The sequence below is a fragment of the Synechococcus sp. A15-127 genome, assembly GCF_014280215.1.
GTDB lineage: Bacteria > Cyanobacteriota > Cyanobacteriia > PCC-6307 > Cyanobiaceae > Parasynechococcus.
Genome location: NZ_CP047948.1, coordinates 178853 through 200001 on the forward strand (window position 1 = coordinate 178853; position 21149 = coordinate 200001).

Sequence of the window (21149 nt, forward strand, 5' to 3'; positions counted from 1 at the left end):
GCAGCCGTGGCCATCAGGCTTGTTCGCTTTCTGGTTCCCGGCACCAGCGGTCGTTTCCGCTGTGGTGGGCTGAGCGTTGAGCTGCAGACGGCACGTCTGGTGGCCTCATTGTGTGAGACGGAGATCGTCACGTACCGGGAACGTCGGGACGATGTTCTGTTTCTGGATGATCTCCTGCGCGATGAATCCCCCTCGGACGATGTGCTTTGGATCGTCAGCTGGGGTTTTGATGTTCCAGGGTTGATCCGCCGCCTGAGGGGCCACCGTGTGGCGTACCACGCCCACAGCAGTGGTTATGGATTCGATGTACCCCCTGGGATTGGCGTTCTTGCCGTGAGCCGGAACACGCTCGGATACTGGGGTGACCGAGCGCCGCGGAATCCACTGTTCCTGGTTCCGAATGCCCTGGAGCAGTCCTGGCTGGACCGAGGCGATCGTGGCGACGCCAGTGGCCGGGAGCGTCCCATTGATGTGCTGGTCCAGGCCCGAAAAAGCAGCGACTACGTCCTTCAGAGGCTGGTGCCAGCTCTTCGTCAGCGTGGGCTCTCGGTGGAGGTGCAGAGCGGTTGGGTGGAGGATCTGGTGGGTTTGTTCAACAACTCCAAGGTGTACCTCTACGACTCCGCCGAGTACTGGCGGGGTCGGGGCGTGTCGGAAGGCTTCGGCCTTCCGCCGTTGGAGGCTATGGCCTGCGGCTGTGTTGTGTTCTCCAGCCTGAATCACGCCCTGGCCGACCACTGCGATCCGGGCCGATCAGCCCATCAGATCGGTTGCGGAAGCCTGGCCCATGATCTGCAACGCATTCAGGCCGCCGTCGCCGAACCACGGCGATGGCGGCCGCCGATGGCGGAGCTGGGGGCTCTGCTGCAGAGCAGCGGTGAACAGCAGTTGTTGGAGCGTTGGCGACAGGTGCTGAGTGACCTCGATCAGCTGCAGTTGCAGTGGCAACAGGATGATCCCCTCAGCAGCCCATCCACGTGGAGATTGCGATTGGCTCAGATGCTCCATCGCGCAAGGAGAGTGGTCGATCGGTTACCCGGCTGGCCGAAACGGTCCTGAAACGTCAGAACTGACGGCTTAACTCATTAAGTCATCAGAGATTTCCTGCAGTTTCGTTTCGGCGAAGAGATCAGTTCGTTCTATGCCCGTTTTGCAGAGCCAGACCTGGAAAGAACTGAGCACTCTTTTTCGTGAGTTGTCACCGGAACGGCGTAAGTCTCTCCTTGTTGTTCTCGCTGCATCGTTATTCCAGGGTGTCATTGACATCCTGTTGGTGGGTCTGCTCGCCAGGCTGGTAGGGCTCCTGGCTGGAGCGAAATTGGAGGATCAGATTCCTGGGATCCGCTTTTTTGGAGGTGGATTTCTGGATCAGGCGGGTTGGATCGTTCTACTGCTGATTGCGTCGTTCTGGTTCGCTTCCATCGTGCGCTTCGGGGTGGCGTTACTGGAGGCGCTTCTTGCCGCAGATATCTGGTCAGATCTGGTCAATAAGGTGTATGGCAATCTGTTGATGCAGAACTACGAGTTCTTCACGCAGAAACGCTCCGCTGTTCTCTCTGAGCGATTCAATCGCATCCTTACCAGAGTCACGTCAACGGTGATTTCGCCGATGATCGCCATCTCCGGGAATGTATTGAGTGTTTCGGCCTTGCTGGTTGGCGTTGCCATTGCTTTAGGTGGTAAGGCACTCACAGTCTTCGCTTTTCTGTTGATTGCCTATCTGATTGCTTCGCTGATCATTACGCCTTATCTGCGCTTGTTTCTGCGCCAGAAAATGCGTTACACGCGTCGGATTCGGCTCACTTTCTCTGAGTCGCTGCGATCGATGCGTGACATCCAGTTGTATTCCTCGCATCAGTTTTTTGTTGACCGTTTCATGCGCGACGGAACGATCGCCAAGCGCAACGACCGACTTTCCAATCTTTTGCCGAATGTCCCCAAATTTTTGATTGAGCCCTCCGGCATCACCATTCTGTTCTTGGTCGGTCTTGCACCGGCCCTGGTGAGTGGGGACAGCGATCAGTTGCGTGCGGCCATGCCTGAATTGGCAACGGTGCTGGTTGTGCTTCTCCGCATTTCAGGCCCCCTGCAATCGATGTTCCGCAGCCTCAACAAACTGCGGGGTGGTCTGCCGGAAGTGAAGGATGCCCTTGATCTGCTGTGCATGCGTCCAACCCGCCTTTCGCTCACTGATCCGTCCGTGCCATCTCCGGAGGGGGTCATGCCTCGCCGTCTGATCGAGTTGCGCGACATCACCTTCTCCTATGGGCTCTCGGGTGAACCGGTGCTGCGCAATTTGGATTTGTCCATTCCTGTGGGTTCGCGCATTGCGCTGGTCGGCAAGACCGGAAGCGGCAAGACAACACTGGCTCACCTGCTGCTGGGTTTGTACAAACCGGAATCGGGCGAACTGTTGCTCGATGGTCTGCCGGTGTCAGATGAGGAAATGCCTGCCTGGCAGTCCAATTGTGCATTCGTGCCGCAGCAGATTCGTCTTCTGGATGCCAGCGTGCGTGAAAATGTGGCGTTCTGTGTAAGTCCCGATGAAATCGACGATGACGAGGTGTGGGCCGCCTTGAAAGCTGCTCAGTTTGCTGACTTTGTTGCCGACATGCCCTATGGGCTGTTCACCATGTGTGGGGAGAACGGCATGAAGCTCTCCGGTGGTCAGCGTCAGAGGTTGTCCCTGGCTCGAGCGTTTTACCGCAATGCCAAGTTGCTGGTGCTCGATGAAGCCACCAGCGCTCTGGATAACAAGACCGAGTACGACGTGATGCAGGCGCTGGAGCTGGTGGGTCGGCGCTGCACGATGGTGGTCATCGCCCATCGTCTGTCCACAGTGAAGAAATGCGATCGGATCTACGAAATCGCAGATGGAGGTATTCGGGCTTACGGCGATTTCGAAACGTTGAAAGCGACGTCCACCAGCTTCCGTGAGATGGCGATGCTCGATGACGCCTGAAGGCCATGGCTGATGTCATCCTCCTGTCCACAGCGGACTGGGATCATCCGCTCTGGACGAACAAACAGCACCTGGCCGTTTCTCTGGCGGATGCCGGTCATCGAGTGCTCTATGTCGACTCCCTTGGAGTTCGCGGTGCCCGTGCTGGTCGGGCTGATGCCGGGCGAATCCTGCGCCGACTGCTGAGAAGCTTGAATCCTCTTCGGCAGGTGCGTCAGCGCATCTGGGTGGTGTCGCCACTGGTGCTTCCAGGGCGGACCACTGGAATGGCGGGGCGACTCAACCGCTGGAGCTTCGGTCTTGCGCTGTTCTGGGCGGATTGGCGTCTGGATCTGCGTACTCCTCTGTTGTGGACCTTCAACCCGAACACCCGCTCTTATCTGAAGCTCGGGCGTTTCCAGGCCACGATCTATCACTGCGTCGATCGCATCCAAGCGCAGCCAGGGATGCCCTCAGCATCGCTTGAACGCGCAGAACAGGATCTGTGCGGTGCCGTCAATGCCGTCTTCACGACAGCTCCTGAGTTGCAGAAGGAGCTGGCACCGCTCAATGCCGGGACGCATCTGTTCGGCAATGTTGCCGATGCTCAGCATTTCGGACGGGCCCGTTCGCAAGAGCTGCTGCGTCCCTCTGATCTCCCCGCGATCCAAGGGCCCTGCCTGATCTTCATCGGCGCCATCGATGCCTACAAGCTCGATCTGGCGATGCTGGAGGCCCTGATCGCCTCGACTCCGCAATGGACCTATGTGCTGATTGGTCCAGTCGGTGAAACGGATCCGTCGACCGACGTGGAGCCCCTGGCTTCCCATTCCCATGTGCATCTGCTCGGCCCCAGGCCCTATTCCGAGCTGCCGGCGTATCTGGCATCGGCCGATGTCGCCCTGCTGCCGCTGCAGCTCAACGACTACACCCGCCACATGTATCCGATGAAATTCTTCGAATACCTGGCCGCTGGTTGTCCTGTGGTGGCCACGGCCATTCCGTCGCTGTTGGACCAGGGGGACGTGGCCACGCTCTGTCCGCCAGATGCCACTGCGTTTCAACAGTCGATCGCCGCAGTGCTGAAAGGTGATGTTCCGGCTTTGGAGCAACGCTTGGCTCGTGCGGAACAGTTCACGTATGAGCGGCGCACGGACTCGATGCTGCACTGTCTCGGCCGACACGGACTTCTGCCTCAGGAGCCGGCTCCGCCGCAGGCGATCCCATATCACCGGGTGCGGCGACAGCTGCGGGTTGATTGGGTCGCTGCCCAGGTGGGTCTGCTGCCGGTTCAGGCCATGAATCGATTGGGATGGCAACGGCTCAGCAGCCGCCTGCTGGATGCTTTTCTCCGCAGGTGGCCGTTCAGCATTCCCTTGCTCAGCGTTCGGGCCAGCCAAGCCTTGGCTCAAGGGGACCACGACAAGGGACGCCGTCTGATTGAACAGATCTGGCATCTGGATGGTGAAGCTGAGCTGATGCATCAACTGCTGTTCCGCCGCGGTTCCCGTCCTGGTGACCGCGGGGATCAGCTGGCGATGTTCGATGCTCTGGCTTCGAGCACGGTGCTGCCGCTCCACCTATCCGGTTACTGCCGGGTCGTGCGCACCTACAGGGCGATCGATCAGAAAGATCAAGCCCTTCTTCGGCGTTGCTGCAACGCTCTGGATGACATCATCGCTGCGTTGGACGATGACTCCGATACCTATCAGTGCCTGAGGCCGAATCGAGTGAACCGGGCCAAGCTGCTGATCTCGGCTCATCTCACCAGGCTGCGCGGATTGATGGCGTTGCAGGATCATCCCGCCCTCAACCAAGCCGCCTTGCAGCTTGAGCAGTGCGCCCGGCGTTACGACCCATTTGCGATTGATCGGACCACCGCGATTCGGATGACCCGCAACATCATGCGTTGTCTGGCGATTGCGGCGGTGATGGCCTGGCATGCCGGAGACAGCTGCCGTCTGGATGGTGTGGTCGCGCAGGTGGAGCGCCTGCGATCGGCGAGTTATGCCGATCGCTTTGACCCCATTGCGGAACGAACCCAGGAGGACCATCGCGCTTTTGCCGACTGGATGCTGGAGCGTCTGCGAGGTTGCCGCTGGCCCGGAGGCCAAGCGACGCTGAAACCACCCGCCTCTCTTTTCGTTGAGCCGGTGTTGCTGGTGTATTTCCCGGTGCTGCGATTGGATCGGGCTGAAAAAGCCTGGCGCTTTCTCACCGCCCTAAGCGGACAGGCCGCGGCGTGAACCAGCAGGTGGCGGGAACGATCGCCTTCAGCATCGACTCCCTGAAGCTCGGTGGAGCTGAGAGGACCTTGCTGCGCTGGGCAGTCTGGTGCCGGGATGCCGGTTGGCGGGTTGTGGTGATCACGCGCCATGGACCGGAGCGGGATGCCTATCCGGTGCCGGAGGGTGTGGTCCGCCGTCAGGAGCCTCGTCTCTCGCCTGCTCTGGAACGGCTTGGCTGGTGGGCCTTTCCCGCAAGGTTGCTGGCGTTGCGCTCGCTGCTGCGCCAGGAGTCGATCGATGTGGCGGTGGGGGTGACGGTGCTGCCAGCTGTGAAGCTGCTGTTGGCCTGTCGTGGACTGGGACTTTGTTGTGTGGTCTCAGAGCGCAACTATCCCCCGGCGCGCCCCCCGGCGTTGCCCTGGCGATGGTTGCGGCGCTTGTCCTATCCCTGGGCTGATCTGCATCTGGTGCAAACCCGCACAACCGGCCGTTGGTTGCGGCGCCATTGCGGTGCTGAGCATCAGCAATTGATGCCCAATCCTGTGGTCTGGCCGCTTCCGAACCATGAGCCGGCTCTGTCCCCCGATGCCCTGTTGCCGCCTGAGGTCCCTGTGCTGTTGGCGGCGGGAACCAAGGCTTATCAGAAGGGGTTTGATCGGTTGATGCCCGTCTTCAGGGGGTTGGCCGATCGCATCCCGGAGCTCCATCTGGTGGTGCTGGGGTTGGGGGATATCCCGTATCAGGGCGTTGATCAGCAGGCCTGGCTGAGGCGATTGCTTGGGGATGGCTCAGATCGGCAGAGCAGACTGCTGCTGCCGGGTCCGGTGGGCAACATGTCCGATTGGTACGCGAGAGCCAGCTTGTTCCTCCTGCCATCGCGATTCGAGGGGTTCCCCAATGTGCTTCTGGAGGCCATGGCTGCAGGCTGCGCCTGCGTTGCCAGTGATTGCCCTACCGGTCCGGCCGATCTGATCGAGGATCACAAGAACGGGCGGTTGTTGCCGGTTGATGCGTCGTCAGACGTCTGGATTGAGGTGTTGGAGAGCCTGTTGCGGGGTGAGGAGCAGCGCGCCCGGTTTGCTGAGCAGGCGATGTGCGTTCGCGACCGCTTCAGCGAGCGACACCTTCGGGATGTGTTTCTCGATGCTGTCGAGGGACTGAGCCATGGATGATCTCTGGGTGGTGCTGCCTCATCTCGGAGCAGGGGGCGCTCAGAAAGTCGGCCTGCTCGCAGCGGAACATTTCGCCGCACAGGGGTTCCAGGTTCGGGTGCTGTCGCTTCGACCGGAGCATCCGGTCAAGCACCGGTTGCCCGACAACGTGTCCATGCTGGACATGGATCCAGATCCGAAATCCCTCCATCCCTGGCTGCGGGATGTGGAGAACCGTTCCTGGCATGCACGCGGGCGGCGCTTCACCGTTGCCCAGCTGATCAAGGTGCGGCGGTTCATCGTTCGGCTCGTCACTGTCGTGCTGCTCCGCGGCATCCAGCTCGCCTTGCCCTGGGTTGATGATCGATTGCAACCGGGCCGGGGTGGACTGGCCAACGCGCTGTTGTGCTGCTGCATGGAAAGTGTTGGCGGCCTGCGTTACGAACGCCTGCGCGACTTGCTGGTTGAGCAGCAACCAGGGCGGGTGTTGGCACTGCTCAGCAAAACCAACATTCTCTGCTGTGCCGCGGCTTGGGATCTGCCGATTCATCTGGTGGTGTCGGAACGCAATGATCCACGACGGCAATCGATGGATCGTTTCTGGCGCTGGCTGCGTTGCGTGTACTACCGCCGAGCCGATGTGGTGACGGCCAACACCGAGGGCGTGCTGGAGGCTCTGCAGGAGATGGGTGACTGGCAGCGGTTGGAATTGCTGCCCAATCCCCTGCCCGCCGGTGTGCTTCACGAGGATGCGGAGCCCTCCCATGGCGCTGAGCAGGAGATTCTTGCGGTGGCCAGGCTGGTGCCGCAGAAAGGCCTGGATCTTCTGCTCAGAGCCTTTGCCGAGCTGGACCCGTCGCTCCGAGAAGGTTGGCGCGTGACCCTTGTGGGCGATGGTCCGGAGCGTGAACGGTTGCAATGGCTGGCGGCGGATCTGGCGATCGGTGATTCCGTTGTGTTCGAGGGTTTCCGCTCGGATCCTTTCCGCTTCATGCAGCGGGCCTCGATCTTTGCTTTGCCCTCCCGTTTCGAGGGGATGCCGAATGCGCTGCTGGAAGCCATGGCGGCCGGACTCCCCGCGGTGGTGAGTGATGCATCGCCAGGGCCATTGGAGATGGTGCGAGATGGCGTGAACGGCTTGGTGGTGCCCACCGAAAACCACCTCGCGTTCGCGAGGGCGTTGCAGCAGTTGATCGACGATGGCGGGATGCGGGATCGGCTCGGTGATGCCGCCCGTGAGAAGCTCCGGTCACTCGACTGGAGCGTGGTGGAGCCCCACTGGCGCTCCGTGCTCGCCCTCCCAGCTCTGTGATGCCGGCGGCTCTTCAGGGTGCACTGATGGTGTTCGCTCCAACGCGCCAGGCCGCGAGTGAAACCTTCATCCGCGCCAACCTGGCGGGACTTCCGTTTCGGATCCAGGCCTGGTTCGGTGACGAGCGCCCCCTCGTTCAACCCCTTCGGTGTCTGTACGGCAGCGCGATCCTGCTGAGCAAGCTGCTGACGCGGCTGCATTTGCTGCGACTCGCCGGATTGCCGGCTGCATGGGTGGCCTGGCTCTTGATTCGCCTTGATCCCCCGGATGTGGTGCTTGCGGAATTCGGTTTCGAAGCGGTGCGGGTGATGGAAGCCTGCCGCTGGAGTGGTGTGCCGCTGGTGGTGCATTTCCGTGGATCCGATGCGTCGGCCCGGAACCGCATTGGGCTGTTGGAGGAGCGCTACCGCCGGCTGCTGCGTCTGGCCGGTGGCGTGATCGTGAAATCGGAACGGATGGCCTGTCGCCTGGAGGAGCTCGGTGCTGAACGGCAGCGGATTCAGATCAGCCCCTCAGGTGCCAACCCAGCGCTGTTTCATGGCAGTCAGCCTTGTCAATCGCCTCCGTTGTTTCTGGCGGTCGGTCGCTTCGTGGCCAAGAAGGGTCCGCTGCTCACCTTGCGGGCCTTTCAGCTCTGTCTGCAGCGAGCCGATGTCTCACCGCTCCCGCAGTTATGGATGGTGGGAGAGGGCCCGCTTCTTGCAGAAGCGAGGCGATTTGTTGTTCAGCATCAGCTGCAGAACAATGTGGTGTTCGCCGGGGTCTGTTCTCAGGAGCAGGTGGCGGCACGGATGCGTCTGGTGCGTGCCTTCGTGCAGCACTCGATCGTGGCCCCGGATGGAGACAGTGAGGGAAGCCCCGTGGCTGTGATGGAAGCGCAGCTCAGCGGCCTGCCAGTGATCGCCACCCGTCATGCCGGGATTCCTGATGTGGTTGTCGATGGGGCTACGGGCCTGCTGGTGGAGGAGGGAGACGTGGACGCGATGGCCCAGGCGATGCTGACCCTGCTCGCAGAACCGATGCTGGCTCAGCAGCTTGGAGAGGCCGGCCAGAGGCGCGCCCTCCAGCACTTCACGGTGGAGCATCATTTGCGGGACGTCACCAAGCTGCTGTTGCGGGTGAGTTCCTCGGCCCGGGCGTTGTCATGAGTCGTCCCCCAACCCTGCTGCTGATCCGCGGTCTGGGCCACAGCGGTACCACGATCCTTGATCTTGCTCTTGGCGCTCACCCCCTGGTGATGGGTCTTGGGGAAGCTGCCCGGATTCTGAAGACTCCGGAACCTGGTGAAGAACAACGTGGTCCCGCCATGCTGCGTGGTTCACAACGACAGGACCGACTCTGCACCTGTGGGGCCACTGCCAAGGACTGCCCGATCTGGGGACCGGCCTTGGAGTGGCTGGTGGCTCATGACCACCTGTCACTTCCGGACAAGATGCAGCGTCTGATGCAGTTCTCCAGCGCGATGCCGTCCGCCACTGGGGACCCCCACCGTGTGATCGTCGATTCCTTTCAGGATGAACTGGTGCTGCCCCAGGCGATGCCTGATCAACTGGATGTGCGGGTGATTCACCTGGTGCGTGACGTCCGCTCCTGGCTGCACTCCCGGTTGAAGCCAGCCCGCGAATCAGCGCAGCCGTTGTCTGAGCTGCGCACCTTGTTGCGTTGGTGGTATGTGAATCGCAAATTCGATCGGGCTCTGCAGCGTTGCGGCCGGCCTGTGTTTCGTCTGGGCTACGAGGAACTGGCGCTCCAACCCGAACGTTCGCTGCAGCTGTTGTGCGACTGGTTGGCTCTGCCCTATGCCGATCAGATGCTGTCGCCCGGAGCTAACAGCACAAGCCATATCCTTTCGGGCAATCGGATGCGGTTTGATCCGGCTCGCTCGCGGGCGATCCGTTACGACGCCGCCTGGATGGCCTCCAACGACTGGCTGCTTCGCACGGCTCTGCTGATTCCGGCTGTGGCTGGACTGAACCGGAAACTGGTGTATTCCAACGATGTTCTCCAGTCCTTGGTGTAGTTGGCTACTAGCGGCACCAGCGGCTAGCCGTTGGCCAGTGCCGGCACAGATCAAGCTCCGGCAGTTGATCGGCAACGCCGCGGTACACCGCAGCCTGGCTTTCACCGATGCTGGCAAGAACGTCGTCCGGCAGATCGGTGGTGGAGCGACTTTCGTTCACCCGATGGCTCCAGTTCGGTTGCTGGTATGGAACCATCAGATGACTGCAGAGCTGCTCATAAACGGGTTCGGTGAACAGACGTTCGTAGAGCTCAATGAACAGATCTGTGGGGGCAAATGCCTGGCTTAACGCCTTGAGTGTGTGCAGATAATCGCTGCGCTGACTGGACTGCTGCTTGAGTTTATGGGCGGTTCGCAGCAAATGATTCCGTTCCATGTCCGGCTGAAGTTCTCCGAGTTTGCGTAATTTCATCCGTTGTTGCGACAGAATTCGCTCCACTGGATCCCGCATCAGGAAGACCACTCGGGTGGCGATGTTTCTTTGGTCAAATTCCTGACGCACCCAAGCCATCGTTTCGGGCGAAAGGCAGCTGTACGACGGGGTGATGTCACCGGTGAGTTGAATGGACGACTTGTTCAGTAAGCGGCTGAAGTAGTCGAAATAGCGAGAGCTGTCTGTCAGGAAACGTCGCCGGCGCCAGGTTCTCCATTTCCAGGGAGCTGCATGTGTCGGCCTGAAATGTTCAAATTGCGGCAATGTCATTGCGTCAAGAATGTGATACTCCTTGCAGAAGCCGAAATCTGCGTCCTGACGGCGATGCAATTGCTCATGTAGCCAGGAGGTGCCTGCCTTTTGTGCGCCAACGCCAAGCAGGAAGACTTTATACTTTTGTGTTGACTTTCTCATTGAATTCGCCTGAAGATTGTGCCATTATTCTCATTGGGATTGTAATCATAAATCTCCTTGTAGGCGGTCATGTCAACATGATGTGTTGCCAGGTATTTGCCAGAGTCAATATTCACAAGGAAATCTCCTTTAACGGGGGAGTAGTAAAACCCTTTGTCGACCCCTTCCATGACAGTGGATACATCAGCCTCTAGGTTAGGATAAATAAGACGGTCGAAATTCAAACGCTCCAGAGGCCCGCGATTTCTGAACCATGATTTGGAGTAGATGATGTTAACCTCCTCTCCATTCTCTAGAGCATTTTTTGTGATTGTGCGCAATTGATCATAGGTTTGTACCCAGCTTTCCTGGTTGACTTTCATCTTGCTGATTCTGTGGTTAAAGCCTTTTCCCTCGAGATGCTCGATACCAAACAGGCAACTGCTTGCTACAACTCCTGCAATGCCAATCAGCTTTGTATTTTAGCCTTTGTGAATCAGTGGTGTTGTCGCCCAGATTCATAGCATGGTCAAGTTCAGTGCCGCGATGAGTTGAACAGGCAGTGCCATGTCATTGCTGGAGCGAAACCCCACAAGGGCGAAAAATCCAAGGGCGTAAGCTAAGGCGCCGATATTGAAAGCATCCAGTAGAGAAAATCGCACTTTTCGAAGATAGATCAAGATGCTTCGTGTCGCCATGGTCAGCATCAGGATTTCAAATCTGTAATCGGATTCGAAGCGAGAAAATCGAAGATCAGAGTCGTAGGCGTTATTGCCATGGTAAAAGCTTGGTATGTAGCTTAGAAACAGGAATGAAATGCTAGAACAAAGATTAAACTGATGAGATATATCTCCAGCCTGTATGCCTTGATCCAGGCTTCCAGTGTTTTTCTTGACAGTTTTGATTTGTTCGCGAGAGCCCCCTCTGCACCGAGCAAGCAACACGAACATTGGTGGTATGTTGAAGAGGATAAAGCCTGTATCTTTGAAAAAGATGCTGACCAGTGCCGGAAGTATTGTTAGGTATTGATCTCGGGGTCGTTTGAATTTAAGTAGCGAGTATAGAAGTAAATATAGACTGCAAACAGAAGAGCAACGACTCTTTCGCTGTAAATAAACTGGAAAAATGTAAATCCTGTAGCGGTGTCAATCAAAAATAGGATACTGAAAATCAGGAGAATCTCATTCCTGTTAGATCTGTTGCTTAATTCACCAGCTGTTTTGGTGCTGAGAATGCAGATTGTGAAAAGCTCTGCTGCGTTCACCAGCATCCAAATGCTTACATAGGGTGTCAGCCAGTTCAGAATGTATAGATCCTTGTGTGATACAGAAAAGAAGCGAAAATCATTACGGAACATTGTTTCTTTGACAAGTTCCAAGCGCAATGCGAAGTTGTTCAATAAGTGATCAGTGTGAATATCTTTGTACCAGCTGATGATTTTCTTGTAAGTCAGCTTGCTTGATGAAGCATCAGAGATGCATGGAAAGCAAATAAATCCGATACCAGAGGGTGTCTTCTAACCCATTGCAATATCCTTTTATGCTTTCTGCATTCTTCTCTGGTGGGTGTTGTGAGACAGTTTCAGTCTGTGCTTTGTGAAGCATGAATAAGCAGGTTGCAGTGAGAAGCAGGAGGAAAAAAGATGTGAAATTGTGTTGTAGAGCTTCAGCAACAGTTTTCCGCTTTCACTGGCCACCTCAGGCAGCCATTTGCCCGAAGGGATCAGGATGAGGATTGCAAACAGTCCAATGCTGATCAACAACAGCCACACAACTCCAAGCCAGTGAACGGTCGTTCACCCAAGCATTGTGCTCAGATCAATTGATCTGCAGGTCGGGCAGGGATTTCACCACATCGTCCACGGCTTTCACCTGCTCCAGAAATGCCTCGAGCAGGTTCAGTGGCAAGGCACTTGGACCATCGCAGCGGGCTTTGCCTGGATCAGGGTGTGCTTCAAGAAACAGTCCTGCAAGGCCCAATGCCATGCCTGCTCTGGCGAGATCCACGACCTGGGAGCGTCGACCTCCCGACGCGGCTCCACCTGGATCACGGCACTGGAGGGCGTGGGTGACATCGAAGATCAGAGGAAGGTCATCGCAGCTGCGCTTCATCACTCCGAATCCGAGCATGTCCACAACGAGGTTGTCGTAGCCGAAATTCGTACCGCGTTCGCAGATCAGCAACTGGTTGTTCCCGCACTCGCGGAACTTCTCAACAATGTTCCGCATCTGTTCCGGGCTCAGAAACTGCGGTTTTTTGATATTGATAATCGAACCGGTTTCGGCCATGGCCTGCACCAGATCAGTCTGGCGGGCCAGGAAGGCCGGTAATTGAATGATGTCAGCGACATGTGCTGCTAAGTGAGCTTGTTCCGGTGTGTGCACATCGGTGATCACAGGAATGCCGTGGGTGTCCTTCACCGCCTTGAGAATCTTCAGTCCCTCGTCCAGTCCTGGGCCGCGATACGAATGGATGGATGAGCGATTCGCCTTGTCATAAGAGGCCTTGAACACCAGCGGGATGTTCAGGCGCTTGCAAACATCTTTGTAATGGGCAGCGCAGTGCAGGGAAAAGTCCAGATCCTCCAATACATTGACGCCACCAAGTAGCACAAACGGGCGGTCATTGGCGAAGGTGATGTCACCAAGCTGAATGGAGGGTTTTCCCATGGACCTGCCCTTACTCAGCAGAATCCTACTGCTCCTCAGCGGATCACCAGATCTTAATGGGCACTTCGCTTGTCGATCATGTCGGCAAGTAGAGCAAACATCATCACATTCAATGTGATGAAGGCAAGTAAAATTGTTTTATCAGTTAGGTCGTTCAGGATGAATACGTCGTGAGCGCTGCTTAGGATGAAAAGAACCCCAAAGAATGCCGCCACAGGTGTGAGCAGTCTCATTGGTGCAAAATACATGCCTGTTCGTGCAATTAACTGCACGAATCTTGCGGTGTCTCGAATTGGTTTGATATGGCTCTTGCCGATGCGTTTGGTGTAGCTGATCGGCACGAAGAGTACATCGTGGCGGTTTCGCAGCATGCAAATTGTGATTGTTGTCGTGAAGCTGAATCCATCAGGTAGCAGGCTCAGGAATTTCATTGCAAGATCGCGGCGGAACACGCGTAGACCCGAATTCATGTCTGGAACATTGCTGCCGCACAGGAAGGAGACCCATGGCACCAGAATCAGTTTTGGAATGCTTCTGATGGTTGAATAGTCAACATCTTCCCCTGTCCGTGCACCTACCACCATGTCGTGTTGAAAGGCTGAGGTGATCAGTTCAGGGATCCTGTGATTCGGATAAGTTCCGTCCGCATCGGTGATGCAGATCAGGTCTGCATTGGAACGACGTATCCCAGTTTTCAATGCAGCGCCATAGCCAAGATTGCGGCTGTGGTGGACGACGCGGAATGGTTCGTTTTGAAGATCTGCAGCAAGTTGATCCAAGAGTTCTTTTGAGCCATCCTTTGAGCCGTCATTGATGACAATGACATCGGTGAACTGGCTTTCATGCTGCTTTAAATGGCTAAAAATATCCCTTATTGTTGACTCGATTGCCCTCGATTCGTTGAAGCAGGGGATAACAATGCTAGTGCTCTTCATCGTAAGTTATCGTTCTTGACAAATTATAGGCTGCAACTCTGCGTTGTCCAAAGCCTTAGCACTATAGTTGCGTTGAAGGCATGGATGCGCAAATGCCAAAGCAAGTCGTCTCTCTCCTTCGCCCTGTTTTGCGCAGGATGACTTTAACTTCATTCAACAGGATTTCCGCCTTGATGGCATTGGCCGGATTTCTGTGGATTTTGTTTCAAAGCGCTCATGGCATCAATGGTGATGAGATCGGAAGCGATGCTGGTCAGAACCTTCAGTCTGCCTTGAACCTTGTTGGTCATGGGGTTTATGGAGAGGGAGTCTTTGAGGGCATGCCTGAGCATGGCTTCCGGAGAGAGCCATTCCCCAATGTTCTGCTGGGAATTCATCTTTTGATTTCGTCCTGGTTTGTGCCTGGGATGGACTTCACCCAAGCGAATCAAGATCAGGATTTACTGCACATTGCCAAAGGAGTTAATGTGAGTTATGTGGCCGTCTTGTTGGGGGGCTTGTGGATCTTGTTGCGCCGTTTGATTCTGCCTGAATTCATCGCGGACGGCTTATCTTTGGCTTTGTTTTTCTTGGTAGATCGCTATTTCATTCAATTTGAAATCAATGATCTGAATACGGAGCTGCCTGCATCCGCCTGCCTCGTGTGGGTTTCGCTATTGCTTGTGTTCGCTCATCAGCAAGGGCGAGGGCGTTGGCTCATGGCCTCTGGATTGGGCTTTGGGCTCCTGGTGCTGACCAAAGCAAGCGGTGCTTATGTTGCGTTGGTGGCGATTCCTGTTCTGGCCTTTTATGTGCATTGTAAATCTCCATATTTCCTGCGAACTTTTGCATTGATTTCGCTCGGATTTGCTTTAGCGGTGCTGCCTTGGGTCGCTAGAAATTCGCTGCGTTTCAACCGGCCAGTGATCGCTCAGGGTGGTGGTGACGTGTTGTTGATCCGCTCTTCGTTTAATACAATGACTCCTGAGGAATATAGGAACTCATTTTATGCTTACGCGCCTGTCATTGTTCGTGATGATGTTCTCGGGCCTGCAATGTCATTGTCGGAAAATGATTTTGAATGTGGCCATGAGTTGGACCGTTTTAATCGTAATCATCCGTGTGATCGACTTGCGCTTGAAGAAAATCGGTATCAGGATGTACGTTCATTTTATCAGATTGGCAAGCGCGCATTGCCGAGCTCCATGGGTCTCCTGCGAGAAGAGAAGCAGGCTGTTGCATTGAAGCGAATTCGTGAAAATCCTCTTCAACACATTCTCGTCTCTGCCCCGATGGCCTGGCGTGGCCTGTGGTCATTTGCGAAAATTAAATACTGGCTGGGAACAGGTCTTAATTTCTTTGCTTATGCGGCACTATTTGTTGCTGTTGTTCTTGGGATCGTCCAGAAGAAATTCATCTGGCTGGCCATCTCGATCATCCCGGCTGGGTACTTTCTTTTCTATGCTTTTTTGAGCCATTTCATCCCGAGATATTCCGAGCCTATGATTCCTCTGGCTTTTGTATGCATGAGTGTTCTTGGTGTTGCGATAGCAAGTCAATGTCTGCCTTCGTCCTTCGGCCGTCTTCGTTTTTGAGTTGTACCAATGAGCTTTCTTGCAGGACTCAACGACGCCCAGCGACGGGCTGTGGATCACCACGAAGGGCCCTTGTTGGTTGTGGCTGGAGCTGGAAGCGGCAAGACCCGAGCTCTGACCCATCGCATCGCGCATCTGATCGGTGCCCATGGGGTGGATCCAGCTCAGGTTCTGGCGGTCACCTTCACTAACAAGGCCGCCCGAGAGATGAAGGAGCGGCTGGAGCTGTTGCTGGCGCAACGGCTGGCCCAGAGCCAGTTCGGTCAACCCTGGAGCACGCTGCCGCCGGTGGAGCAGCGTCAGCTGCGCTCGCGTATCTACCGGGAGGTCACCAAGGAGCTCTGGATCGGCACCTTTCATGCGCTCTTCGCGCGGATGCTTCGCTTCGACATCGACAAGTTCAAGGACAGTGAGGGGCTCACCTGGACCCGTCAGTTCTCGATCTACGACGAGGCTGATGCTCAGAGCCTGGTGAAGGAGATCGTCACTCAGGAGCTCCAACTGGATCCCAAGCGTTTTGAGCCGAAGAAGACCCGATGGGCCATCAGTAATGCCAAGAATCAGGGTTGGCTTCCCGATCAGCTGGAGGCCAATGCGGAAGGGCAGCGCGGCAAGCTCACCGCGGACGTGTACCGGCGTTATCGAAAGGCTCTGGCGGCCAACAACGCCCTTGACTTTGATGATCTGCTGTTGCTTCCGGTGCAGCTGCTCCAGCAGAACGAACAGGTGCGCAGCTACTGGCACCGCCGTTTCAGGCATGTGCTGGTGGATGAATATCAGGACACCAACCGCACTCAGTACGACCTGATCAAGCTGCTGGTGACCGACGGGCGGGATCCGCAGAGTGTGGAGGACTGGAGCGGGCGCTCGGTGTTCGTGGTGGGAGATGCCGATCAGAGCATCTACAGCTTCCGGGCTGCCGATTTCACGATTCTGATGGGCTTCCAGGACGATTTCGGCGATCAGGCCCCGGATGACACCACGCACACGATGGTGAAGCTGGAGGAGAACTACCGCTCCACCGCGACGATCCTGGAGGCTGCCAATGCCCTGATCGCCAATAACAGCGAACGCATCGACAAGGTGTTGCGCCCCACCCGGGGCGAGGGCGAATTGATCACTCTCACGCGATGTGACGACGAGATCGCCGAAGCCGAGGCCGTGGTGCACCGGATTCGGATGATGGAGGCTGCGAATCCCGAACTCAGCTGGGGAGACATGGCGGTGCTCTACCGCACCAATGCCCAGTCGCGTGCGATCGAGGAATCCCTGGTGCGCTGGGGCATCCCTTACATCGTGGTGGGTGGTCTGCGTTTCTATGACCGGCGAGAGATCAAGGACCTTCTGGCCTATCTCCGACTGCTGGTGAATCCGGCGGACACCGTCAGCCTGCTGCGCGTGATCAATGTGCCAAAGCGCGGCATCGGCAAGACCACGATCCAACGCCTCACCGATGCTGCCAACCAGCTGGGGATTCCCCTTTGGGATGTGGTGAGCGACGCCGAAGCGGTTCGCTCTCTGGGAGGCCGTTCGGCCAAGGGGTTGCTGCAGTTCTGCGAGCTGCTCAATGATCTGCGGCTGCGGGTGCAGGACGCTGTTCCGTCCGAGCTGATTCAGCAGGTGATGGAGAAGAGCGGGTACGTCGCTGAATTGATCACAGAAGCCACCGATGAGGCGGAGGAGCGACGCCGCAACCTTCAGGAACTGGTGAATGCGGCGCTGCAGTACCAGGAAGAGAACGATGAGGGCGACCTGGAGGGTTTTCTGGCCACCGCCGCTCTCTCCAGTGATGCGGACAGCAAGGACACCGCGGCGGATCGGGTCACTCTGATGACCCTGCACAGCAGCAAGGGCCTGGAATTTCCCGTGGTCTTCCTGGTGGGGCTGGAACAGGGGCTGTTCCCCAGTTACCGATCGCTCGATGATCCCGCTTCTCTTGAAGAGGAGCGGCGTCTCTGCTACGTGGGCATCACTCGGGCCAAGGAGAGGCTTTTTCTTTCCCACGCCAGTGAACGACGGCTCTGGGGTGGGATGCGGGAGGCCGCCGTGCCGTCGGTTTTTCTCTCGGAGCTGCCGGAAGGGCTGATTCAGGGTGATATTCCCCAGTCAGGAGGTGCCGCGCTGCGGCGGGAACGCCGGTTGGAGCGGCTTACCCGGGTTGATCGGGATCCACCGGCCTCCGCTCCAGCCAATGCGGTGCGCCGCCGTCAGGCCGGTCCAGCGCCTGGCCGCAGCTGGTGTGTGGGCGATCGGGTCAGCCATGCCAGCTTCGGAATCGGTGAGGTCACCCACACCTTCGGCAGCGGCGAAAAGGTCTCGATCGCCGTGAAATTCGCTGGTATGGGACCCAAGATCCTGGATCCGCGGTTGGCTCCGATCGAACCGGTTTCAGGCACCGATTAACCTCCAGCCCAGCCTCCGACGGTCCGTGTCCTCCGCCAGTCAGCCGATCCCGGTGTTCATCGGCTACGACCCACGGGAGCGGGCTGCGACCAACGTCCTGATCGACAGCCTTTATCAGCAAAGCAGCGTGCCGCTGGCGATCACGCCGCTGGTGACGCCGCAGCTGGAGGCCCAGGGGCTGTACCGGAGAGAGCGGGATCCCAAGCAGAGCACGGCCTTTTCCTTCACCCGCTTCTTGGTGCCCCATCTGATGGGGTATCAGGGCTGGGCCCTGTTCATGGATTGCGACATGCTCTGCCGCGCCGATATCAAGGGTCTCTGGGACCAGCGTGATGACAGTTTTGGCGCCATGTGCGTTCAGCACGAGCATGTTCCAGGGGAAACCGTGAAATTTCTCGGTGAGGTTCAGAGCGCCTACCCCAAGAAGAACTGGAGTTCACTGATGCTGCTGAACTGCAACCGCTGCACCAAGCTCACCGTTGATTACGTCAACTCCGCCACCGGTCTGGAACTGCATCGCTTCCACTGGCTGGAGGGTGACCACGAGATCGGAGCGATCACCGGAGGTTGGAACCACCTGGTGGATGTGCAGGTTCCGCCCGATCCCCAGGAGGACTCGCCAATGCTGCACTGGACTCTGGGGGGCCCCTGGTTCCGCGAACAGCGCACGATGGGCGGACCGCTGGCGGCGGAGTGGTTCAGCGCCCGCGATGACGCCATGAAGCTCTGGGACTGATGACGATTCAACGCAGCCTGGTGGCCGTTCCGGCCCGTCTGCAGTCATCCCGGCTGCCCAACAAGGTGATGGCGGACATCGGCGGCAAGCCGATGATCCAGCGGGTGCTGGAGCGCTGTCGGGAGGCATCCGGTGTGGCAACTGTTGTGCTGTGCACCGATAGCGATCAGCTGCGTGATCTGGCGGAGGGACTCGGCTTCCCTGCCTTGATGACCTCGGAGCACTGCAGTTCCGGCAGCGAGCGGATCGCGTCGGTGGCCGATCAGCTGATGGCCCTGGCCTGGGGGGATCAGGTCCCTGTGGCGGAGCAGACGGCCATCATCAACGTGCAGGGCGACCAGCCCTTCATCGATCCGGCGGTGATCGAGGGGATGGTTACGGAGTTCGGTCGTCTCGATCCCGTGCCTGCCGTTGTGACCCCGGTGTATCGGCTGCATCCGGAGACGGTTCATAACCCGAATGTGGTCAAGACCCTGCTTGCCCATGACGGCCGAGCGCTGTATTTCTCCCGCTCGGCCATTCCGCACGTGCGCGATGTGGACCCTGCCGATTGGCACCGACATGCCACCTACTGGGGGCATGTCGGGATGTACGGCTTCCGCGGGGATGTGCTGGCGGCATGGGATCAACTGCCGGCATCGCCACTGGAGGATCTCGAACGTCTGGAACAGTTGCGCCTGATCGAGGCAGGCCAAGTGATTGCCAGTTTCGAGGTGAGTGGCACCTCCCTGTCGGTGGATACCGCCGATCAACTGGAGCAGGCCCGCCAGATGGCGGCCTCCGCCTAGTCGTTTCGATCCCGCCAGCCCTTGCGGCTGAGCATCTGCCAGCGACCTCGGGCCTGGAGCAGTCGTTCCGCCAGTTCGCGAACGGCTCCGTGCCCCCCGCGGTGGTGCAGCACGGCATCGGCCCCGCGCCGCACCGGTCGGCAGGCATCGGCCGGGGCGAAAAGCAGCCCGACCACCGGACGCACCGCCAGATCGTTGAGGTCATCCCCGAGAAATGCGGTCTGAGCCTGGCTCACCTCCAGCTGCCGTTGCAGGGCACTGAGTGCCATCGGTTTGTCCTTGATCCCAACCAGGCAGTGGCGAATGCCCAGCTGACGGGCACGCACCTCTGTGGCTCCTCCCTGACCACCGCTGAGGAAGGCGATCTCCAACCCCGCTGTCTGCAGAAGCCGGATGCCGAGACCATCCCGCACATCGAAGCGTTTGAGCAACTGCCCGTCGGCTGAGAACCAGAGACCTCCATCGGTGAGGACGCCATCCACATCGAGCACGAGCAGCTGCACGTCGCGCAGCCGGCGTTGCAGCCACCACCAGCGCAAAGGGCTCACGCCAGACCCGCCTGCACGAGATCGTGAAGGCGCAGGAGTCCCTGCATCTCCTGATCCGAATTCACCACAGGCAGAACCGAGATCGGTTTGCGGCGGTTCCGCTCCATGCATTCCAGGGCATGAACCACCAGCACTTCCCCTTCCACCGTGATCGGATCCGCGGTCATCAGATCCGCGGCCGTCAGGCGGCTCCAGCCCTCGGTGCTGTGATCCTGCAGTGCGCGGCGCAGATCACCGTCGGTGATGATCCCCACCAGGGCACCGCTCTGATCCGAGCGCTCCACCCAGCCGCAGCCGATACCATCGCGGGTGAGGCCACCGATCACTTCAGGCAGAGGCGTCTCGGGCTTCAAGGCATGCAGTTTCGAGGCCGGAACCATCAGGTCGGCCGCCGTCAGAGTGAGTTGTTTGCCCAGCGATCCGGCCGGGTGATTCAGCGCGAAGTCCGCCGGTGAGATGCCGCGCCGTTCCATCCAGACCGCCGCCAGCGCATCGCCGATCGCCATCGCCACGGCCGTGCTGGCGGTGGGCGCCAGATTCAGGGGGCAGACCTCCCGATCGACGCCGGCTTCCAACACCACATCGCTGCCGCGGGCGAGGGAGGATTCCGCCCGTCCGACGATGGCGATCCGGCCGGTGCCGCGTCGCTTCAGATGCGGCAGCACCTCCAGCAGCTCAGCGGTTTCGCCGCTGTTGGAGAGCAGCAGACAGACGTCCTCCGGTGCCACCACTCCGAGATCCCCGTGCAGGGCATCCAGTGGGTTGAGGAACAGGGCCATCAGCCCGATCGAGGAAAAGGTGGCGGCGATCTTGCGGGCGACGATGCCGCTCTTGCCCACGCCCGTGATCACGAGCTTGGCTTTGCGATCGGCACAGCGTTCCAACAGGGTCAGCGCCGCTTCCACCTGCTCGCTGCTCAGTCGTTCCGCCGCTGACGCGATGGCGGTGGCTTCCTCCTGCAGGCAGCGGGTCAGAGCGGACAAGTGCCGGATCCGGGATGATCGGTGCATTGTCCTGC

General features: G+C 58.2%; 18 protein-coding genes. 11 read left to right on the forward strand and 7 right to left on the reverse strand.

Going from position 1 to position 21149, the window contains the following annotated elements; translation table 11 throughout:
• The first annotated feature begins 6 nt into the window (after positions 1 to 6).
• The 7 genes from SynA15127_RS00910 to SynA15127_RS00940 all read left to right on the forward strand — a co-directional run bounded on the left by SynA15127_RS00910 (position 7) and on the right by SynA15127_RS00940 (position 9652).
• The gene (locus SynA15127_RS00910; RefSeq protein WP_186484648.1) at positions 7 to 1059 is read left to right on the forward strand and encodes a glycosyltransferase; all 1053 of its coding nucleotides are present in this window, start codon (positions 7 to 9) and stop codon (positions 1057 to 1059) included.
• An 82-nt stretch (positions 1060 to 1141) separates the two neighbouring features.
• Positions 1142 to 2962 carry an ABC transporter ATP-binding protein gene (locus tag SynA15127_RS00915; RefSeq protein ID WP_186484649.1) on the forward strand — a complete coding sequence of 607 codons (1821 nt, stop codon included), beginning with the start codon at positions 1142 to 1144 and terminating at the stop codon, positions 2960 to 2962.
• A gap of 5 nt (positions 2963 to 2967) precedes the next feature.
• On the forward strand, positions 2968 to 5187 hold the full coding sequence (locus tag SynA15127_RS00920; protein ID WP_186484650.1) for a glycosyltransferase: 2220 nt from the start codon (positions 2968 to 2970) through the stop codon (positions 5185 to 5187).
• Positions 5184 to 6341 carry a glycosyltransferase gene (locus SynA15127_RS00925; protein ID WP_255475527.1) on the forward strand — a complete coding sequence of 386 codons (1158 nt, stop codon included), beginning with the start codon at positions 5184 to 5186 and terminating at the stop codon, positions 6339 to 6341. The genes SynA15127_RS00920 and SynA15127_RS00925 overlap by 4 nt, the downstream gene beginning before the upstream one ends.
• Positions 6334 to 7632 carry a glycosyltransferase gene (locus SynA15127_RS00930; protein ID WP_186484651.1) on the forward strand — a complete coding sequence of 433 codons (1299 nt, stop codon included), beginning with the start codon at positions 6334 to 6336 and terminating at the stop codon, positions 7630 to 7632. The genes SynA15127_RS00925 and SynA15127_RS00930 overlap by 8 nt, the downstream gene beginning before the upstream one ends.
• A 26-nt stretch (positions 7633 to 7658) precedes the next feature.
• Complete coding sequence (locus SynA15127_RS00935; protein WP_255475528.1) at positions 7659 to 8780, forward strand: glycosyltransferase; 1122 nt, start codon at positions 7659 to 7661, stop codon at positions 8778 to 8780.
• Entirely contained in the window at positions 8777 to 9652 is an 876-nt protein-coding gene (locus tag SynA15127_RS00940) for a sulfotransferase (RefSeq protein ID WP_186484653.1), read from the forward strand. Before SynA15127_RS00935 ends, SynA15127_RS00940 begins: the two co-directional genes overlap by 4 nt.
• A gap of 7 nt (positions 9653 to 9659) precedes the next feature.
• Here SynA15127_RS00940 and SynA15127_RS00945 read toward each other — a convergent pair whose 3' ends face one another.
• The 5 genes from SynA15127_RS00945 to SynA15127_RS00965 all read right to left on the reverse strand — a co-directional run bounded on the left by SynA15127_RS00945 (position 9660) and on the right by SynA15127_RS00965 (position 14082).
• Positions 9660 to 10499, reverse strand: a complete 840-nt coding sequence (locus SynA15127_RS00945) for a sulfotransferase family protein (RefSeq protein WP_186484654.1) — start codon at positions 10497 to 10499, stop codon at positions 9660 to 9662.
• Positions 10496 to 10861, reverse strand: coding sequence for a hypothetical protein (locus SynA15127_RS00950; protein WP_186484655.1), 366 nt, complete (start codon positions 10859 to 10861; stop codon positions 10496 to 10498). The genes SynA15127_RS00945 and SynA15127_RS00950 overlap by 4 nt, the downstream gene beginning before the upstream one ends.
• A 135-nt stretch (positions 10862 to 10996) precedes the next feature.
• Positions 10997 to 11176 (reverse strand): hypothetical protein, encoded by a 180-nt coding sequence (locus tag SynA15127_RS00955; protein WP_186484656.1) that lies wholly within the window; start codon positions 11174 to 11176, stop codon positions 10997 to 10999.
• 1119 nt (positions 11177 to 12295) lie between these two features.
• Positions 12296 to 13147 carry a 3-deoxy-8-phosphooctulonate synthase gene (gene kdsA / locus SynA15127_RS00960; protein ID WP_186484657.1) on the reverse strand — a complete coding sequence of 284 codons (852 nt, stop codon included), beginning with the start codon at positions 13145 to 13147 and terminating at the stop codon, positions 12296 to 12298.
• A gap of 53 nt (positions 13148 to 13200) precedes the next feature.
• Positions 13201 to 14082 (reverse strand): glycosyltransferase family 2 protein, encoded by an 882-nt coding sequence (locus SynA15127_RS00965; protein ID WP_186484658.1) that lies wholly within the window; start codon positions 14080 to 14082, stop codon positions 13201 to 13203.
• An 80-nt stretch (positions 14083 to 14162) separates the two neighbouring features.
• Between SynA15127_RS00965 and SynA15127_RS00970 the strand changes: the two genes are divergently transcribed.
• The 4 genes from SynA15127_RS00970 to kdsB are packed head-to-tail and all read left to right on the forward strand — an operon-like array spanning position 14163 to position 19583.
• The gene (locus SynA15127_RS00970) at positions 14163 to 15656 is read left to right on the forward strand and encodes a glycosyltransferase family 39 protein (RefSeq protein WP_186484659.1); all 1494 of its coding nucleotides are present in this window, start codon (positions 14163 to 14165) and stop codon (positions 15654 to 15656) included.
• 9 nt (positions 15657 to 15665) lie between these two features.
• The gene (locus tag SynA15127_RS00975; protein WP_186484660.1) at positions 15666 to 18059 is read left to right on the forward strand and encodes a UvrD-helicase domain-containing protein; all 2394 of its coding nucleotides are present in this window, start codon (positions 15666 to 15668) and stop codon (positions 18057 to 18059) included.
• A gap of 25 nt (positions 18060 to 18084) precedes the next feature.
• Positions 18085 to 18795: a hypothetical protein gene (locus SynA15127_RS00980; RefSeq protein WP_186484661.1), complete on the forward strand. Its 711-nt coding sequence runs from the start codon at positions 18085 to 18087 to the stop codon at positions 18793 to 18795.
• Complete coding sequence (gene kdsB / locus SynA15127_RS00985) at positions 18795 to 19583, forward strand: 3-deoxy-manno-octulosonate cytidylyltransferase (protein WP_186484662.1); 789 nt, start codon at positions 18795 to 18797, stop codon at positions 19581 to 19583. The genes SynA15127_RS00980 and kdsB overlap by 1 nt, the downstream gene beginning before the upstream one ends.
• Here kdsB and SynA15127_RS00990 read toward each other — a convergent pair.
• Together SynA15127_RS00990 and SynA15127_RS00995 are read right to left on the reverse strand one after the other, a co-directional pair.
• On the reverse strand, positions 19580 to 20131 hold the full coding sequence (locus SynA15127_RS00990) for an HAD family hydrolase (protein WP_255475529.1): 552 nt from the start codon (positions 20129 to 20131) through the stop codon (positions 19580 to 19582). The two genes, kdsB and SynA15127_RS00990, sit on opposite strands and share 4 nt — an antisense overlap.
• On the reverse strand, positions 20128 to 21141 hold the full coding sequence (locus SynA15127_RS00995) for an SIS domain-containing protein (RefSeq protein WP_186484664.1): 1014 nt from the start codon (positions 21139 to 21141) through the stop codon (positions 20128 to 20130). Before SynA15127_RS00995 ends, SynA15127_RS00990 begins: the two co-directional genes overlap by 4 nt.
• Between the last annotated feature and the right edge of the window lie 8 nt (positions 21142 to 21149).